The organism is Rhizobium sp. Root149, assembly GCF_001427345.1.
Classification (GTDB): domain Bacteria; phylum Pseudomonadota; class Alphaproteobacteria; order Rhizobiales; family Rhizobiaceae; genus Neorhizobium; species Neorhizobium rhizoryzae.
The window spans coordinates 24,719-39,803 of sequence record NZ_LMGD01000022.1 but is presented as its reverse complement, the minus strand read 5'-3'; the positions used below and the strand labels follow the sequence as shown (position 1 = coordinate 39,803).

The 15,085-nt window shown below is 58.5% G+C and carries 17 protein-coding genes and 1 tRNA gene; 8 read left to right on the top strand and 10 right to left on the bottom strand.

Features of this window, described 5'->3' with window-relative positions:
• Positions 1 to 80: 80 nt before the first annotated feature.
• Positions 81 to 809, bottom strand: coding sequence for a hypothetical protein (locus ASD54_RS18445; RefSeq protein ID WP_062556025.1), 729 nt, complete (start codon positions 807 to 809; stop codon positions 81 to 83).
• A gap of 213 nt (positions 810 to 1,022) precedes the next feature.
• Between ASD54_RS18445 and ftsE the strand changes: the two genes are divergently transcribed.
• The 4 genes from ftsE to ASD54_RS18425 all read left to right on the top strand — a co-directional run bounded on the left by ftsE (position 1,023) and on the right by ASD54_RS18425 (position 4,409).
• Entirely contained in the window at positions 1,023 to 1,682 is a 660-nt protein-coding gene (ftsE, locus tag ASD54_RS18440; RefSeq protein ID WP_062556281.1) for a cell division ATP-binding protein FtsE, read from the top strand.
• A 100-nt stretch (positions 1,683 to 1,782) separates the two neighbouring features.
• Positions 1,783 to 2,733 (top strand): ABC transporter permease, encoded by a 951-nt coding sequence (locus ASD54_RS18435; protein WP_156379304.1) that lies wholly within the window; start codon positions 1,783 to 1,785, stop codon positions 2,731 to 2,733.
• Between the two features lie 91 nt (positions 2,734 to 2,824).
• The gene (locus ASD54_RS18430; RefSeq protein WP_156379292.1) at positions 2,825 to 3,520 is read left to right on the top strand and encodes a YdcF family protein; all 696 of its coding nucleotides are present in this window, start codon (positions 2,825 to 2,827) and stop codon (positions 3,518 to 3,520) included.
• A gap of 94 nt (positions 3,521 to 3,614) precedes the next feature.
• Positions 3,615 to 4,409, top strand: coding sequence for a 1-acyl-sn-glycerol-3-phosphate acyltransferase (locus ASD54_RS18425; RefSeq protein WP_062556280.1), 795 nt, complete (start codon positions 3,615 to 3,617; stop codon positions 4,407 to 4,409).
• Positions 4,410 to 4,483: 74 nt separating this feature from the next.
• Here the strand turns inward: ASD54_RS18425 and ASD54_RS18420 are convergent, their stop codons facing one another.
• The 5 genes from ASD54_RS18420 to ASD54_RS18400 form a co-directional block, all read right to left on the bottom strand.
• Entirely contained in the window at positions 4,484 to 5,413 is a 930-nt protein-coding gene (locus tag ASD54_RS18420; RefSeq protein ID WP_062556022.1) for an electron transfer flavoprotein subunit alpha/FixB family protein, read from the bottom strand.
• Between the two features lie 24 nt (positions 5,414 to 5,437).
• Positions 5,438 to 6,187: an electron transfer flavoprotein subunit beta/FixA family protein gene (locus tag ASD54_RS18415; RefSeq protein WP_062556021.1), complete on the bottom strand. Its 750-nt coding sequence runs from the start codon at positions 6,185 to 6,187 to the stop codon at positions 5,438 to 5,440.
• A 188-nt stretch (positions 6,188 to 6,375) separates the two neighbouring features.
• Complete coding sequence (locus ASD54_RS18410) at positions 6,376 to 6,954, bottom strand: cob(I)yrinic acid a,c-diamide adenosyltransferase (RefSeq protein ID WP_062556020.1); 579 nt, start codon at positions 6,952 to 6,954, stop codon at positions 6,376 to 6,378.
• A gap of 2 nt (positions 6,955 to 6,956) precedes the next feature.
• On the bottom strand, positions 6,957 to 7,154 hold the full coding sequence (locus ASD54_RS18405; protein WP_062556019.1) for a twin transmembrane helix small protein: 198 nt from the start codon (positions 7,152 to 7,154) through the stop codon (positions 6,957 to 6,959).
• Positions 7,155 to 7,299: 145 nt separating this feature from the next.
• Positions 7,300 to 8,133, bottom strand: coding sequence for an SDR family oxidoreductase (locus ASD54_RS18400; protein ID WP_062556018.1), 834 nt, complete (start codon positions 8,131 to 8,133; stop codon positions 7,300 to 7,302).
• Between the two features lie 65 nt (positions 8,134 to 8,198).
• Between ASD54_RS18400 and ASD54_RS18395 the strand changes: the two genes are divergently transcribed.
• Positions 8,199 to 9,152: a YihY/virulence factor BrkB family protein gene (locus tag ASD54_RS18395; protein ID WP_082547277.1), complete on the top strand. Its 954-nt coding sequence runs from the start codon at positions 8,199 to 8,201 to the stop codon at positions 9,150 to 9,152.
• On the opposite strand, the gene gluQRS is transcribed toward ASD54_RS18395, so the two are convergent.
• A complete protein-coding gene (gluQRS, locus tag ASD54_RS18390; protein WP_062556017.1) occupies positions 9,093 to 9,995 on the bottom strand; it encodes a tRNA glutamyl-Q(34) synthetase GluQRS in 903 nt (300 codons plus the stop codon). The genes ASD54_RS18395 and gluQRS overlap by 60 nt on opposite strands.
• A gap of 33 nt (positions 9,996 to 10,028) precedes the next feature.
• Here gluQRS and ASD54_RS18385 point away from each other — a divergent pair, with 33 nt between their 5' ends.
• Both ASD54_RS18385 and ASD54_RS18380 read left to right on the top strand, forming a co-directional pair.
• Positions 10,029 to 10,682, top strand: coding sequence for a DNA-3-methyladenine glycosylase (locus ASD54_RS18385; RefSeq protein ID WP_062556016.1), 654 nt, complete (start codon positions 10,029 to 10,031; stop codon positions 10,680 to 10,682).
• 99 nt (positions 10,683 to 10,781) lie between these two features.
• A complete protein-coding gene (locus tag ASD54_RS18380; protein ID WP_062556015.1) occupies positions 10,782 to 11,339 on the top strand; it encodes an HNH endonuclease in 558 nt (185 codons plus the stop codon).
• A 16-nt stretch (positions 11,340 to 11,355) separates the two neighbouring features.
• Here ASD54_RS18380 and ASD54_RS18375 read toward each other — a convergent pair whose 3' ends face one another.
• On the bottom strand, positions 11,356 to 11,874 hold the full coding sequence (locus tag ASD54_RS18375; protein WP_062556014.1) for a disulfide bond formation protein B: 519 nt from the start codon (positions 11,872 to 11,874) through the stop codon (positions 11,356 to 11,358).
• Positions 11,875 to 12,071: 197 nt separating this feature from the next.
• Here ASD54_RS18375 and ASD54_RS18370 point away from each other — a divergent pair.
• Positions 12,072 to 12,156, top strand: a tRNA-Leu gene (locus tag ASD54_RS18370).
• Between the two features lie 99 nt (positions 12,157 to 12,255).
• Here ASD54_RS18370 and ASD54_RS18365 read toward each other — a convergent pair.
• Together ASD54_RS18365 and ASD54_RS18360 are read right to left on the bottom strand one after the other, a co-directional pair.
• Entirely contained in the window at positions 12,256 to 13,524 is a 1,269-nt protein-coding gene (locus ASD54_RS18365; protein ID WP_082547276.1) for a GNAT family N-acetyltransferase, read from the bottom strand.
• The gene (locus tag ASD54_RS18360) at positions 13,517 to 14,938 is read right to left on the bottom strand and encodes a lipopolysaccharide biosynthesis protein (protein ID WP_062556013.1); all 1,422 of its coding nucleotides are present in this window, start codon (positions 14,936 to 14,938) and stop codon (positions 13,517 to 13,519) included. The genes ASD54_RS18365 and ASD54_RS18360 overlap by 8 nt, the downstream gene beginning before the upstream one ends.
• Between the last annotated feature and the right edge of the window lie 147 nt (positions 14,939 to 15,085).

Sequence of the window (15,085 nt, the reverse complement as noted above, 5' to 3'; positions counted from 1 at the left end):
CTCCAAAACGAAAATAGGAGCAGGTGGGGCGGCGCCATCTTGCGCCTTTCCTGCTCCGTTCAAGGCTCCGGATAGCACAATCAGGAGGCTGTGGCACCCGGTTCTATGAATGAAAGCTTCAATTGCGGGTTTTTTCCACCAGGATGGGGGATCCGGGCCGTGAAGCCGCGGCTTTGGTGCTGGCCAATTTCCGGGGCCGGAGGCTGGATGACCGTGGTGAAGACCACCTTGTCTCCCACCATCAGGTCGGCCCGCATAGGCTGTACCTTCCGGCTCACCGTTCCGCGATTTTCAATGATGCCGTAAATCTGCAGGATCTGCATGCCGCCGCTATCGTGATTGGCGAGCGAGACATTCGTGATGTCCAGGCCTTGTGCTGCCTTGGGAGTGTCTGTCGAAATCAGCGAGAAGCCGCCGGAAAAGCCGAAGACCATGACGAAAATGAAGGCGACGACGGCGGAAAAGAAATCCGCCGACATTTGCATCAGTTTCTGCTCGATCCGCTCGATCAGGCTTGCCTTTGGGGAAAGAGCTGGCTGATTTTCAGCCACAACATGAGGGCGTCTGGCGGGCTTTTGACGGGCGGTCTCCGCTCTGGTTGCGTTGTCATTGTGAAAGCCGGAGGGGGTGCGACGGGTTTCCTGTTCCCGCGATGTTTGTTTGGCGCTGTCGCGCACAGTCACAAACTCGGCATCTTCCACGATGCCGCGGCTCAAGGCACGACGGACTGACTTTGATCCCATCGAATCGGGAGGCAGGATATCGTAGCTGTTTTCGGACTTCGTACGCCGTGAGCGGAATGCATCCATGGCTTTCTCCGTGCTCTCGATCCACGGCCTTGTGAACCGCAGGCATTGAAACCTCATCCTGACAGTCGTAAAATTATATGGTTAATGCTTTGCAAACGGATCAGGCGACGGCAGGCTTTGCCATCGACGAGAAAGGATCCGTCAACCCTTGCCGTTTACGAACGGTCGAGTCATCGTCACCCGAACACGAACACCCTCACACTGGATGTCGCATTGATTCATTTCGAAAATGTCGGCCTGCGCTATGGCATGGGACCCGAAATCCTGCGGGACCTGACCTTCGATATTCCGCGGCGATCGTTCCAGTTTCTCACGGGACCTTCCGGGGCAGGCAAGACGACGCTGCTCCGGCTTCTCTTCATGTCGCTGCAGCCGACACGCGGGCTGATTCGCATGTTCGACCGGGATCTGTCGCAGATACCACGCGCTGAATTGCCCATGTTGCGCCGGCGAGTCGGCATTGTTTTCCAGGATTTCCGCCTTCTGGATCACCTGACGACCTATGAAAACGTTGCGCTGCCTCTTCGAGTCCGGGGCAAGGATGAGGCGAGTTACCGGACAGATGTCATAGAACTTCTGAAATGGGTGGGGCTGGGTGAACGCATAAACGTGCTGCCTCCGGTTCTCTCAGGCGGGGAGAAGCAGCGCGCGGCCATTGCCAGGGCCTTGATGGATCGACCGGAGATCCTTCTTGCCGACGAGCCGACCGGCAACGTGGATCCACCCATGGCACGGCGTTTGCTCAACCTGTTTCTGGAACTGAACCGGCTGGGCACGGCCGTGGTGATCGCCACCCATGATCTGGGGCTGATGGATCAGGTGGATGCGCGGCGCATGATTTTGACCGAAGGGCGGCTCGATATTTATGAATGACCTGAACCGCCTGAAAAACGCGCTGAAGAAATCCGGTTCAAAACCGGAAAAGAAAACGGCCACGCCTATTAGTTCGAGTTCCGGCGGGCGCAGAACGGAGATGCGGGTTCGCCCAACAGGTCCGATCCTGCCGCCGTCGAATATTCAGGGCAATGCGCTGATGGTCGTCATTGCCATCATGTCCTTTCTCGCCTGCCTCACGTTCGGCGGGGTCAGCATGGTTCGAGCCACCGCTTCGAGCTGGGAGAGCCAGATTTCGCGTGAAATCACGATCCAGATCAAACCGCAGGACGGGCTGGACATGGATGCGGCGCTCAAGAAGGCGCGGGACCTTGCACTGACCTTTGTCGGGACCAAGCAAGGCACCATCATGGATGATGCGGCGACCGCGCGTCTGCTGGAGCCGTGGCTGGGCGCAGGGCTTGACCTGAAGGAACTGCCGGTCCCACGCCTCGTCATCATCACCATCGACGAGGCAAACCCGCCTGACTTCGCCGGAATGCGGGATCTGCTCAAGGCGGAGGTGCCGCAGGCCTTTCTTGACGATCACCGCACCTGGGTGGACCGGCTCGTTTCCATGGCGCATACGACGGTCCTGATCGGAATGAGCATTCTGATTCTGGTTTTCACGGCCATGATCCTGACTGTCATCTTTGCCACGCGCGGAGCGCTTTCCGGCAATCGCCATATCGTGGAAGTCTTGCATTTCGTGGGCGCCGAGAGCGGCTTCGTGGCCAGCGAATTCCAGAAACATTTCCTGAAAATCAGCCTGAAGGGATCGGCCGCCGGCGGCGCGCTTGCCGCGCTTCTGTTTGCTTCAGCTAGCCTTTGGCAGAGCAATTCTCTGGCTACGCCGCAGAGCGACCAGGCAACGGCGCTGTTTGGAACCTTTACGATCGATTTTTTCGGATATCTGGGAATTGTCGCAACCATGATCGTGATTGCGCTTTTGACCACGCTGACGGCGCGCTTTACGGTGATGCGGACGATCGACGAAATTGACCTGATCCGGTCCGATCCGGGTCGTTCTGATGGCATACCATCATCGTGAGAGATGATTACCTCTGTTTTCCTCAATCAACTCGGGCTATCTACGGAAAATGAGAGGTGACGAAGCAAAGCAGAGTACCGGGATTCCACATATGTTAACGCAACCGGGGCAGCGCGGATGGTTTCGTCGACATGGGCCCTTGCGGCGTATGCTACGCTATATCGGCATTTTTCTGCTTCTGGTGATTGCGCTGCTCTTCGGTGGGTTCCTGTGGTTTGCCGATACGGTCACCTCGCTGAAGGCGCCGGATGGTGTGAAAGCAGATGCCATCGTGGTGCTGACCGGAGGATACCAGCGGGTTGACCAGGCGGTCGGTCTGCTCCGGGACAAGGCAGGGCAAAGATTGTTGATCTCGGGTGCGCATCCGGCTGCTTCTCCCGGATCAATCCGTCGCGCGACACAGGCCTCGCCCGATCTGTTCAGGTGCTGCGTGGATATCGGCTACGAGGCACTCGATACCATCGGTAATGCCAACGAGATCACCCGCTGGATCAGCGACCATGACTATCGGTCCGTCCTGGTCGTAACGAACAACTATCACATGCCTCGAACCTTGCTGGAACTGCGACGGCGCGACCATCGAACGGAATTCATTCCCTATCCGGTCATCAATGCCGATCTCTCTCGAAAGGCCTGGTTCACGGAACCGGACGCCCTGCGCCTGATGCTGGCCGAATATGCCAAGATGGCAGCGGCCAGCATGCGGGCCGTGATTGGCTACAGCCAGAGTGACGGGTTGCGGTCCGAGCAGCAAATCGAGACCGAGAGCACGCAGCCCCGGCGTTGAGTCGTCTGAATATCCTCGGCGGTTGATGGGATCTGCTTTCGCTTCGGCGGCTCATGGTGTAGGGACGGGCCATTCTGCCATTCGGAAGCGCCTGATGCTTGCTCTGCGTTCGCAAATCTTCAATGTCCTGTTCTATGCAAACCTGATTGTCCGCATGATCGTGCTGACACCGGTGTATTTTCTGCTGCCGCGAAAGAAGGCCTATTCCGTGCCTAGAGCCTGGGCACGATCGAACCACTGGCTGATGGAAAAGATCGTCGGTACGACCTTCGAGATCGAGGGGCTTGAAAATATCCCCGAGACTGGCTGCATTTTCGCGCCCAAGCATCAAAGCTTCTGGGATACCTATGCCCTGCTGCCATGGATGAGCGACCCGGTCTACATCCTGAAAAGGGAGCTGACCTGGATTCCATTGTTTGGCTGGTATCTCAAAAAACAGCGGATGATTGCTGTCAATCGCGGTGCCCGCGGCAAGGTCATGGTCGATGTGATGCGGCGCACCAAGCTTGAAATGGACAAAGGCCGCCAGTTGATCATCTATCCGGAAGGCACGCGCCGTCCACCGGGTGCAGAGCCCGCTTATCGCTATGGCATCGCGCGGATTTACCGCGATGTACAGGTGCCGGTCGTGCCGATTGCCATGCAGCCCGGTCTTTTCTGGCCTCGCCGCAGCACGATGCGCTATCCCGGCCATTTCAAGGTTCGTATTCTTCCTGCCATTCAGCCCGGCATGGACCCGGATGCCTTTTTCGAACATCTGATCGACGTGCTTGAAAAGGCCAGCGATGAGGTGCTGCTGGATGCCGTGGAGCGTAATCCCGACCTGCCGCTGCCGCCAACCGCTGCCAAACGCGTTGCGGAACTGCGTCAACAGACGGGCGCGCCATAACCTTTCACAGCTGCAAGACTGCATAAAAAATGCCGCGTCAGTGACGCGGCATTTTTATTTCAGTTGACTTGGGATCAGAGCGACTTCTGCAGCTCCGGCAGAAGTTCGAACAGATCGCCGACGAGGCCGTAGTCAGCCACCTGGAAGATCGGGGCTTCCTCGTCCTTGTTGATGGCGACGATGACCTTCGAGTCCTTCATGCCTGCGAGATGCTGAATGGCACCGGAAATGCCGCAGGCGATGTAGAGATCGGGGGCAACCACCTTGCCGGTCTGGCCAACCTGCCAGTCGTTCGGGGCATAGCCCGCGTCGACGGCGGCCCGCGACGCGCCAACGGCTGCACCCAGCTTGTCTGCGAGCGGCAGGATGACTTCCTGGAATTTCTCGGACGAACCAAGCGCGCGGCCACCGGACACGATGATCTTGGCGGAGGTCAGTTCAGGGCGATCGGACGACGACAGAGCATCTTCCACGAAGGAGGAGAGACCCGGATTGCCGGCTGCCGAAATGGCTTCCACCGAGGCTGAGCCGCCTTCCGCCGTTGCAGCGAATGCCGCCGTGCGCACGGTGATCACCTTCTTGGCGTCTGTCGACTGTACCGTCTGGATGGCGTTGCCTGCATAGATCGGACGCTTGTAGGTGTCGGCTGAGACGACCTCGATGATTTCCGAAATCTGCATCACGTCCAGCAGGGCGGCCACGCGCGGCATGACGTTCTTGGCCGATGCGGTCGCTGCAGCGACAATGACATCGTAGGAGCCGGAGAGCGATACGACGAGATCGGCGAGCGGTTCCGCCAGGTTGTTTGCATAGGCGGCATCGTCGGCGAGCAGCACCTTCGATACGCCGGAGAGTTTCGCAGCAGCATCCGCCGCGCCCTTGGCGCCTGAGCCTGCCACCAGCACATGCACATCGCCGCCGATCTTGGCAGCGGCAGTCAGTGCCTTGGCGGTCTGGTCAGAGACGCTTGCGCCATCATGTTCTGCGAGAAGAAGAATAGCCATTTTACGTTTCTCCCTTTCGTATCCTTAGAGGACGCCAGCTTCGGTTTTGAGCTTTTCAACCAGTTCGGCCACGCTCTTGACCTTGATGCCCGCCTTGCGGCCACCCGGCTCTTCGGTTTTCAGAACCTTGAGACGCGGCGCGAGGTCAACACCGAAATCGGCTGGGGACTTCTTGTCGAGCGGCTTCTTCTTGGCCTTCATGATGTTTGGCAGAGAAGCATAGCGCGGCTCGTTGAGGCGCAGGTCCGTCGTGACGATAGCGGGCAGCTTCACGTCGATCGTCTGGAGGCCACCATCGACTTCGCGCGTGACTTTCGCAGACCCTTCACCGATCTCGACCTTCGATGCAAAGGTTGCCTGACCCCATTTCAGGAGGGCTGCCAGCATCTGGCCGGTCTGGTTGCTATCGTCATCGATGGCCTGTTTTCCAAGAATGACGAGACCCGGATTTTCCGCTTCGACCACGCCCTTCAGAAGCTTGGCAACGGCCAGCGGCTCCACGGCTTCATCCGTCTCGATCAGAATGCCGCGATCGGCGCCCATGGCGAGTGCCGTGCGGATGGTTTCTTCCGCCTTGGCCGGACCGATGGAAACGATGACGATCTCTTCTGCCTTGCCGGCTTCCTTGAGCCGCAGGGCTTCCTCCACCGAGATTTCGTCGAACGGGTTCATCGACATCTTGACGTTTGCAAGCTCGACGCCCGTACCATCCGCCTTCACACGGATCTTCACGTTGTAATCAACTACCCGCTTTACAGGCACCAGGATCTTCATGACTTCCTTCCTCAATTCGACTGATGGGGAAAATGCGGCCTCTCCCGAACCGCTGATTGTCAATGGGCGACATGGATACGCATTTTTGCACCGAACACAAAGAGTTTTCGGCCTTTCATAGATGTGGAATTGTCATGCCCCCATTCCAAGAGCGACATCGAGGATTGGCTCGGCAATGTTTTCGGGGCTCAGCGGTTCTTGCCTGGCACCCAGAGAATGTCGGCCTTTCCGCCCTCGTTGACGTACCTTGCCGCGACAAAAAGGAAGTCGGAAAGCCGGTTCACATATTTGAGTGCAGCCGGGCTGACAATTTCACCGTCGGCCTTCGAGAGCTCCACCATCAACCGTTCCGCACGGCGCGATACGGTGCGTGCCACATGCAGATGGGCGGCAGCAGCGGAACCGCCAGGCAGGACAAAGGAGGTGAGTGGATCAAGCGCTGCATTCAGCTGGTCGATCTCTGCCTCGATGCGATCCACCTGCGACTGCACGATGCGCAGCGGTTCCCACTCGACCTTTTCTCCGGTGTCCGGGGTGGCGAGATCTGCTCCGAGATCGAAAAGATCGTTCTGGATGCGAAAGAGCATGGCATCGAGATCGGCATGGGCGCCCGTATGCAGTCGCGCGACGCCGATCAGCGAATTGGTTTCATCGACCGTGCCATAGGCATCGACGCGAAGGTCATGCTTCAATCGCCGCGGGCCGGTCACCAGTCCTGTCGTTCCATCGTCGCCGGTGCGGGTGTAGATCTTGTTCAACTTCACCATGATCAGCGCCCCCCACCCGTCAGCCACAGGGTCAGCATGATAAGGATGATGGCAACAGCCTGCAGCATGACGCGCATCTGCATGAGCTTGTTCGAACGATTTACGTCCTGCCCCTTGACCATATTCATCAGGCCCTTGATCAGAACAAGGACCACGAGGCCCATGACGATCAGAGCCAGAACGGTGGTGAAACTCGACATGGTACTAAAGCCTTCCCCCTGAAAGGTGTCGCTGGTGAAACGCGCCCGTCAGATCTGGGGCGCGTCATCGATCCGGATTTCTCGTTCGTCTTCGGGCAATCGCGGGAGCAAGACCGGTTTAAGGTCTTGCCTGGAATTGCCTTTGTCAGTCCATCCTACGAAGAAGCCGGTACAGCAGATCTGCAGGCAGCAGGCGCTTGGCCAGAACGCCCTTCTTCGCAGGCTTCGTTACGATGTAATGTGGCTTTGGACGAGGGGCGGTCAAGGCATGCCGCAGCACCTCATGCACGGCATCCGGGCCCAGCTTGTGCTTGTTCACCGGGCCAGACCCATCCAGCCGCGCAAGCTGGCGCTTGTATTCCTCCGCGTGAGCGGAATTTTCCACGTCGATGTGGGCCTGAACGGCGGCAAGCGCATTGGCGGTGAAGCGCGACTCGATTGGTCCCGGCTCGATAAGGCTCACGAAGATGCCACTCCCATCCAGTTCCATGCGCAATGTGACGCTCAAGCCCTCGATGGCGTGCTTCGAGGCGTTATAGGCTCCACGATACCGAAAAGGGACAAGGCCGAGGATTGATGAACACTGAACGATGCGGCCAAACCCTTGCGCTCGCATATAGGGAATGACCTGCCGTGTCAGTTCATGCCAGCCGAAGACATTGGTTTCAAACTGCAGCCGCAGCACATCTGTTGTCAGGTCCTCTACGGCGCCGGGCTGGCCATAGGCGCCGTTGTTGAAGAGTGCATCAATGGTGCCGCCGGTTCGGCGCACGACCTCTGCCACCATCGCAGAAATGGATTTCGGGTCCGTGTAATCCATGAGCAATGCCTCGATGCCATCCGCTTCGAGGGCGGCAAGGTGGCCAGGATTTCTGACGGTGGCGAAAACCCGCCAACCTTCCTGTTTCAGGGCGCGGGCGCAAAAGGCGCCAATGCCGGAAGAACATCCGGTAATGATGATGCTTTTGCGCTCCGGCATCGTTTCTCCCTTACATTTTCCTTCGCGTTTCCCATATTTTGCCTGCAGTGACAACGGAGTTCCCCTTGGCAGAAGAAACGGCGAAGATCCGGTGGCATCGCCTTGCCTTCAAGGTGTTCTATGATGCCTATTGCCATTTCAACGACGATGACGGATGGGCCATGGCAAGCCATGTGGCCCTGTCGGGTTTGCTTGCGCTGTTTCCATTCCTGATTTTCGGCACGGCGCTTGCCGGATTTCTGGGCGCGAATACGTTCTCCGTAACCGCTGTTCATCTGCTGTTCGATACCTGGCCGTCCGATATTGCCGAGCCGCTGGCGGCGGAAATCAAACGCGTGCTCGACATTCCGCGCGGCGGTTTGCTGACGATCTCCGTTCTTGCCGCCGCCTATTTCGCCTCTAACGGTGTCGAGGCGCTGCGGATCTCCCTGAACCGTGCCTACCGGGTTGCGGAAAGCCGACCCTGGTATGTGACGCGTCTGACCAGCCTTGGCTATGTGATCGTGGCCGTCGTCATCTTCGCCGCGATCAGCATCGTACTCGTCGCGATACCGATTGCCATACGCGTGGCAGGAACGCGGTTTCCGTGGCTTCAGGACGAGCTAGCGGCCATCTCGAATTTTGGCGTGCTCGGTACGGTCATCGTGCTCTTCCTCGGCTTGATCGTGTGTCACAAGTTTCTGCCCGCCGGCAGCCGCCGGGTGATCGACATTCTGCCCGGTATCCTGCTGACACTGATGTGCTGGACCGGGTTCGCCTTCGTGTTCGCGTCCTATCTCTCGACATTCGCCAATTATGCGGCGACCTATGCCGGTCTCGCCTCCGTGATGATCGTTCTCGTTTTCCTCTATATGGTCGGCGTCATCTTCATGCTGGGTGCTGAAGTGAATGCAGCCCTGATGAAGTACCGCGTCTACTCGACGCTGAAACACGCCCGGGACTATCAGAAGGTCATTGCTTCAGACTTGAACGAGCCCCGGTTCGACGAAGCCCACAAGACGGCGGATATCCGCCGGTGAAAACCCCGCCTGGCGTAGGCTGCCAAGGCCGGTTGCCTGTGCACTTTTGGAAAGCTTTCGGCCATCCTCCCCAAGTACAAGCCTGTGGTGATGATAGACCGGCTGCGGCAGACCGAGCAATTCCTGCAGCAGTCGGTGCACGGATGTGGCATGGTACAGATCCAGGCCTCGAACGACATGGGTCACGCCCTGCGCCGCATCGTCGACCACCACGGAAAGGTGGTAGCTGGAGGGCGCATCCGAGCGTGACAGGATAACATCCCCCCACTGCGATGGATCGGCCGGGATGGTGCCGGTCTGGCCATCGCCTGTTTCCTGCCAGACAAGCGGCGCCAAGAACTCGTTCAGCGCCCGCGCCATATCCAGCCGGTAGGCAAAGCGGGGATGGCGCTTCATCAGATCGGCGCGTTCGGACGCGCTTCGGGCTCTGTCGTCCGCCGGGTAGTGCGGTGCGCCATCCGGGTCTCGCGGCCAGACTTCACCTCGCGCTTCTGCCGCCGCAACGCGAGCCTTGACCTCCCCGCGCGTCATGAAGGCAGGATAGATAAGGCCACGATCCTCCAGCTTTCGCAGAGCGGCTTCGTAGGAGGCTATGTGTTCGGTCTGGCGCCGTACCGGCTCTTCCCATTCGAAGCCGATCCACCGAAGATCATCGTAAATGGCTTGCTCAAGCTCCGGTCGGCAGCGGGTCTGGTCGATATCTTCGATACGCAACAAAACGCGTCCGCCGCAGGATTGCGCGATCTGCCGGTTCAGCAATGCCGAGAGGGCATGGCCCAGATGCAGCGGGCCATTCGGGCTAGGTGCAAAACGAAAAACGGAATGACGATCAGGCGCAGACATGCTTCCTTGTGACAGAAAACGATGAGACTGACGATGAATTTGATACGAAACGAAGCCGACATCGACGAGGGTCTTGCCCGTCTTGTGGAGATCGATCCCCTTCTGGCGCCCGTTATTGCCGCGGCTGGTCCGGTGCCGCTTCGGCTGCATGAACCCGGCTTTGAGGGATTGGCATACATCATCGTTTCGCAGATGATTTCAAAAACCGCCGCCAATGCGATCTGGGCGCGCATGGTGGACAAGGGCGCGCATTCGGCCACAGGCTATCTTGCCTGCTCGCCTGAACTCGTGGCGAGCTTCGGGCTTTCGCGTGCGAAAGCCTCGACGCTTGAAGGTGCAGCGCGGGCAATCATCAATGGAGATCTCGACCTCGATGGCCTGACCGGGCTTTCAGCGGCCGAGGCGATCGGTAAGCTGACGGCGCTGAAGGGCATTGGGCGGTGGACGGCAGAGGTCTATCTGATGTTCTGTCTGGGCGAGCGCGATGTGTTTCCGGCGGGTGACGTGGCGCTGCGTGCAGCCGTCGGCCATGCACTTGGCAATGCTCTGGGCCACGAGGTGCGACCATCTATCGCAGAGGTGGAGAGCATTGCCACCCGGTGGAAACCCTATCGCGCCGTCGCGGCACTGCTGTTCTGGGCCTATTACGCGACGTGTATGGGCCGAAACGCTATCCCTATCAACTGATTCGCGAATCTGACCCTGCGACATCAAAAGGGCTTCACATTCCTGTAACAACGGACCTAATATAGAATAGACATAAGCCGAATCGGTGAGGAGCGTTCGTTGACGATAGCAGTCTCCCCGCAGGCCCTGCCGGCGCTCGTATTGAACGCTGACTACCGGCCTCTGAGTTATTACCCCTTGTCGCTCTGGTCCTGGCAGGACGCGATCAAGGCAGTCTTCCTTGACCGTGTGAATATCATAGCCGAATACGACCACTCGGTTTCCTCTCCCACCTTCTCGATGCGATTACCGAGTGTCGTCAGTCTCAAGACCTACATTCAGCCAACACGAAATCCGGCCTTTACCCGCTTCAACGTCTTCCTTCGCGACAAATTCGAATGCCAATACTGTGGCTCGCGCGAAGACCTTACTTTCGATCACGTGATACCCCGGGCCCATGGCGGGGAAACAACCTGGGAAAATGTCGTGGCCGCCTGCTCACCCTGCAACTTGCGCAAGGGTAGCAAACTTCCAAAGCAGGCAGGCATGTTCCCGGCCCAGAAGCCCTATCCCCCCACCGTGCAGGATCTCCACAATAACGGGCGACTTTTCCCGCCAAACTACCTGCACGAAAGCTGGATGGATTACCTCTACTGGGATTCCGAGCTTCAGCCGTAACGTCGGCTGACCTGGATTAGGCCTTTTTCACGATGGCGCGGATGCCGATCGCTGCAAGCGCAATGCTTGCTATGACATTCCAGCCTGCAAAAGAAAGACCCAGAACGCGCAGGGCTGCTTCCGTGCAGGAGGGGCCATGAACCGAGTTCAGGTCACTCAACAGATTTCCGGCATTGGTGGTTAGCCCGTTGGCGGTGGTGGAGCAGGTTGCCGGTCCCGCCCAGAAGCCCCACTCGACGCCTGAGTGATAGATACCCATGCCCGCACCCACCAGCATCATGATCACGACAATACCCAGGAGGCCTCGCGTTACATTGGCAGGAAGGCGAAATACAGCGGTGGCAAGCGCTCCGAGCGCGACTGGAATGGCCCAGTAGTAGGGTTCGCGCTGCAGCAGGCAGAGCGCGCAGGGAATGTATCCGCCAAGGTGCTGGAAGCCAAGCGCGGTGCCAACCGTTGCCGCCATGCCGATAGCCAGGGCAAGGGAGTGGCCCATCAGGCTGCGGCGAAGATCTGGAGATTGGGTGGCGGACATGGAAAAGCTCCGGATGGAAAGGCTGAGGTTCTGATAGGCAAGTCGAGAGCCGCTGTAAATGTTTCTGGTGCCGCAGGGACATCCGAAAGACGGCAAAAGATCGTGAGTGACTTTCTCGCAAATCAAGACGGAAACATTCTGGCAACGGCTTGCGCCGTGCCTTTTGGCTATGCTAGACGCAAATCACCTGTTTCGATGCCCCGTTGGCGGAATTGGTAGACGCGCCTGACTCAAAATCAGGTTCCGAGAGGAGTGCTGGTTCGATTCCGGCACGGGGCACCATCGAACCAGTTGAAGGTCTTTGTTTTCGTTTTTCAATGATTTTGAGACTCTGGCTCGCCGAGTGACGGGTGGATCATGTGTCGTTGGCGATAGCTTTTCCTACCCGTCCCGACCGGCAAGTCCGAGGATTTTCTCGCGCAGGATTCGCGCCATGTTTCGCGTGTTTCGATAGAGATGAAGTTGTGCGGCGACCTGGCGCACATCGCGGTCGCTGTTTTCCCTCAGGCCGATTACCAGACTTCCCATCTCTTCCCGCTCCGTCCAGAAGCGGCTCATGATGGGATGATCCGGTACGGCACAGGAATCGCTACGCTGGATGTTGAGGTCGTCCAGATGCCATTCGGTCAATTTCATCATGAGAAGTTTGCCCGGCGAGTAAGCGGCAAAGTTCTCATCATAGGCAGTCTTCCAAGTATAGGCTTCTCCAGCCATGACAAAGACGACGAGCGAGGCAATCGCGCGGCCGTTCAGGTTGACCGTGTGAATACGCACAGCGTCGATGTCCGACAGGTTACCGATCGCCTCCCGGGCGAAGGCTGCGCGGAAACGGTCATTGATCAGGGCCGAACGTTTGCGACCCTTCCAGCCCTTGCCTTCCAGCGCCAGAAACTCCTCCGTTCGCCGGCGGATGTCGTCGGGCTGACGGGCAACGTCATAGGTCACGGTTCCCAACCGCTCCAGATGCCGCCACTGTCGGCGCATTTCCCGCAGATGGTGGGATGAGATTGCTCGGCGCAGATAGAGTTCTGGATCTTCCGTGCTCTGCAGGAAAGGGCGCTGGAACGTGTTGGTGATGCTGACCGGCAGATTTCGCGCTACCGCGACCGCGCGCATCAACTGCGCGAAGCGACCATTGAGCCGCAGGTCTGGAAGGACGAGGACGTCAGGCAGGCGCAACTGCTTCTGGCTCAGTGCATCGAGCAGATTGTCGAGGGTTTCAGCCGCATCCTCTGCATCGAGCAAAGGTGTTCCCAATGGACCGAACGGGTTCGCCCATGCCCGGATAATGGAAGCACCCAGCGAAAAGCCTGGCTTCTCCTGCGAGAAGGGCATCAGCAGCCGCATGCGGCTGCGATTGTTGTTGTCATCGCGGATCAGGGCGAACTGGACCTGACGATCCTCCACGCGCGGCATGGCGGGCGCCAGCATGCGTCCCGTAAAGAAGACATTCGGCTCCATGGCGCGGTTTGACAGGAAATCCAACTCCTCCTGCAGATCATAGCCCATCGATGCCGGATAGATGGACAAGGTCCGTCCCGGTCTGCCGACCGATGCCTTGATCGGAGCTTCGGGAATGGACAGCTTCGGCTTTTGAGGCGTGACGTCCAGATCAAGACGAAAAGGACCGCGGGGCGGAAGCTCAACCATGGGATGCTCCTTCCGTAATTGGGTTTCTCACCGCGCGGGCGAAGGCGAACAGGATGATCCCGAGCTTTTTGCGCACAGCTATATGGAGGAGGACTGCCTCCAGCATCATGGCGCTTGCAGTCGCCGAGGCAGCACCGTAGAGGCCGAAACGCGGAACGATAATGATGTTTACCGTCACCGCGAAAGCGAGCACCACGGCATAGATGGCAACGCAGAGAGACTGGCGTCCAGCCATGTTCAGGAGAACTTCGCCCGGGCCGACGAGTGCCTTGGCAAGGATGCCAGCCAACAAGATGACCATCAGTGGGTAGCCGCTGGTGAAGGCGGGACCGAAAAGGCCGAGAAGGATTTCTCCCATCGCCAGAACGGAAAGGCCGACCACCAGAGCCGGCCAGAAGGACCAGCGGGCTGCCTGTGCTGCAAATTGCGCCAGCGATGATTGATCGTGTTCTGCAAGTATGCCGGCAAAGCGCGGTGCTGCCGCTGCCTTGACGGAGAAGTAGACAAACTGAACAAGGGCGATGGTCTTTGCGGCGGCGTAATAGACGGCGACCTGATCCGGCGGCAGGAAGAAGCCGACGACGACGACATCCGCATTGGTCAACAGGAAGCCGATGCCATCGACGAGGAACAATGGCAGCGAGAAGCGAAACCAAGGCATCAGCGCAAACGAAAGTGCGCCCCTGCCGAGCTGGCGACGCAGACGGTAGGTCATCCGGATGAACTGGAACAATGTGGTGATGTAGGTCGCAGCAAGGGCGGCCTCCATCGCCGTTCGAGCGGACTGCGGCTGACCGCTCCACACGGCCACAAGCATGAGAAACAGGATCAGCAATGGACGGATGATATAGGTGGGGCTGAGTGCGGTGACGGCCCAGCCGTTCGCGCGGGCCGTTCCGTCCAGCACGTCACCCAGCGCGATCATCGGCAGCGTGAACAGACCCAGGAAGACCGGTATCAACCAGTAATCCGGTACGAGACTGTCGAAGACTGTCATGAATACGAGGCCGGATACGGCAAGCGTCGTGGCCGAAAGCATGGCGACGATGCGTGCCGTCCAGTTCAGGCCGCGCACCAGTTCGCTTTCGCCGCGGTTCTGATGCTGTGGCAGGAAGCGGATGACGGCCGTATGAAAGCCGAGGCAGGACAGATTGCCGAAGACGACAACCAGAACCCAGACGAAGGCAAAGATGCCGTATTCGAATTCGCCCATCAGGCGGGCCAGAATGATCTGGGAGAGGAAGGCGATCGCTGCGCTGATGATGCGGATGGCAAAGGCAATCAGGGCCATACGCTGGGCGCGCGCCGTTTCACTATCGTCACGCAGGATCGGTTCCAGCCGACGCAGCAAAGGCGTCAGCCGGTTCTTCAGGCCAAGCGGCAAAAGCCGCTCTGCTGTTTCGATCACTGTCATGAAAAACGCAATACTCTTGGCGCAGCAATTATATATGCCAATTCTGCGCCGTGCACGGTTAAGGAAGCGTGATCCTGTTTCGTAAAAACACACTGATCGTGGCACATCTTTCGTGTGCATCACCCTTGCAGACGTTACTTCAGGCCG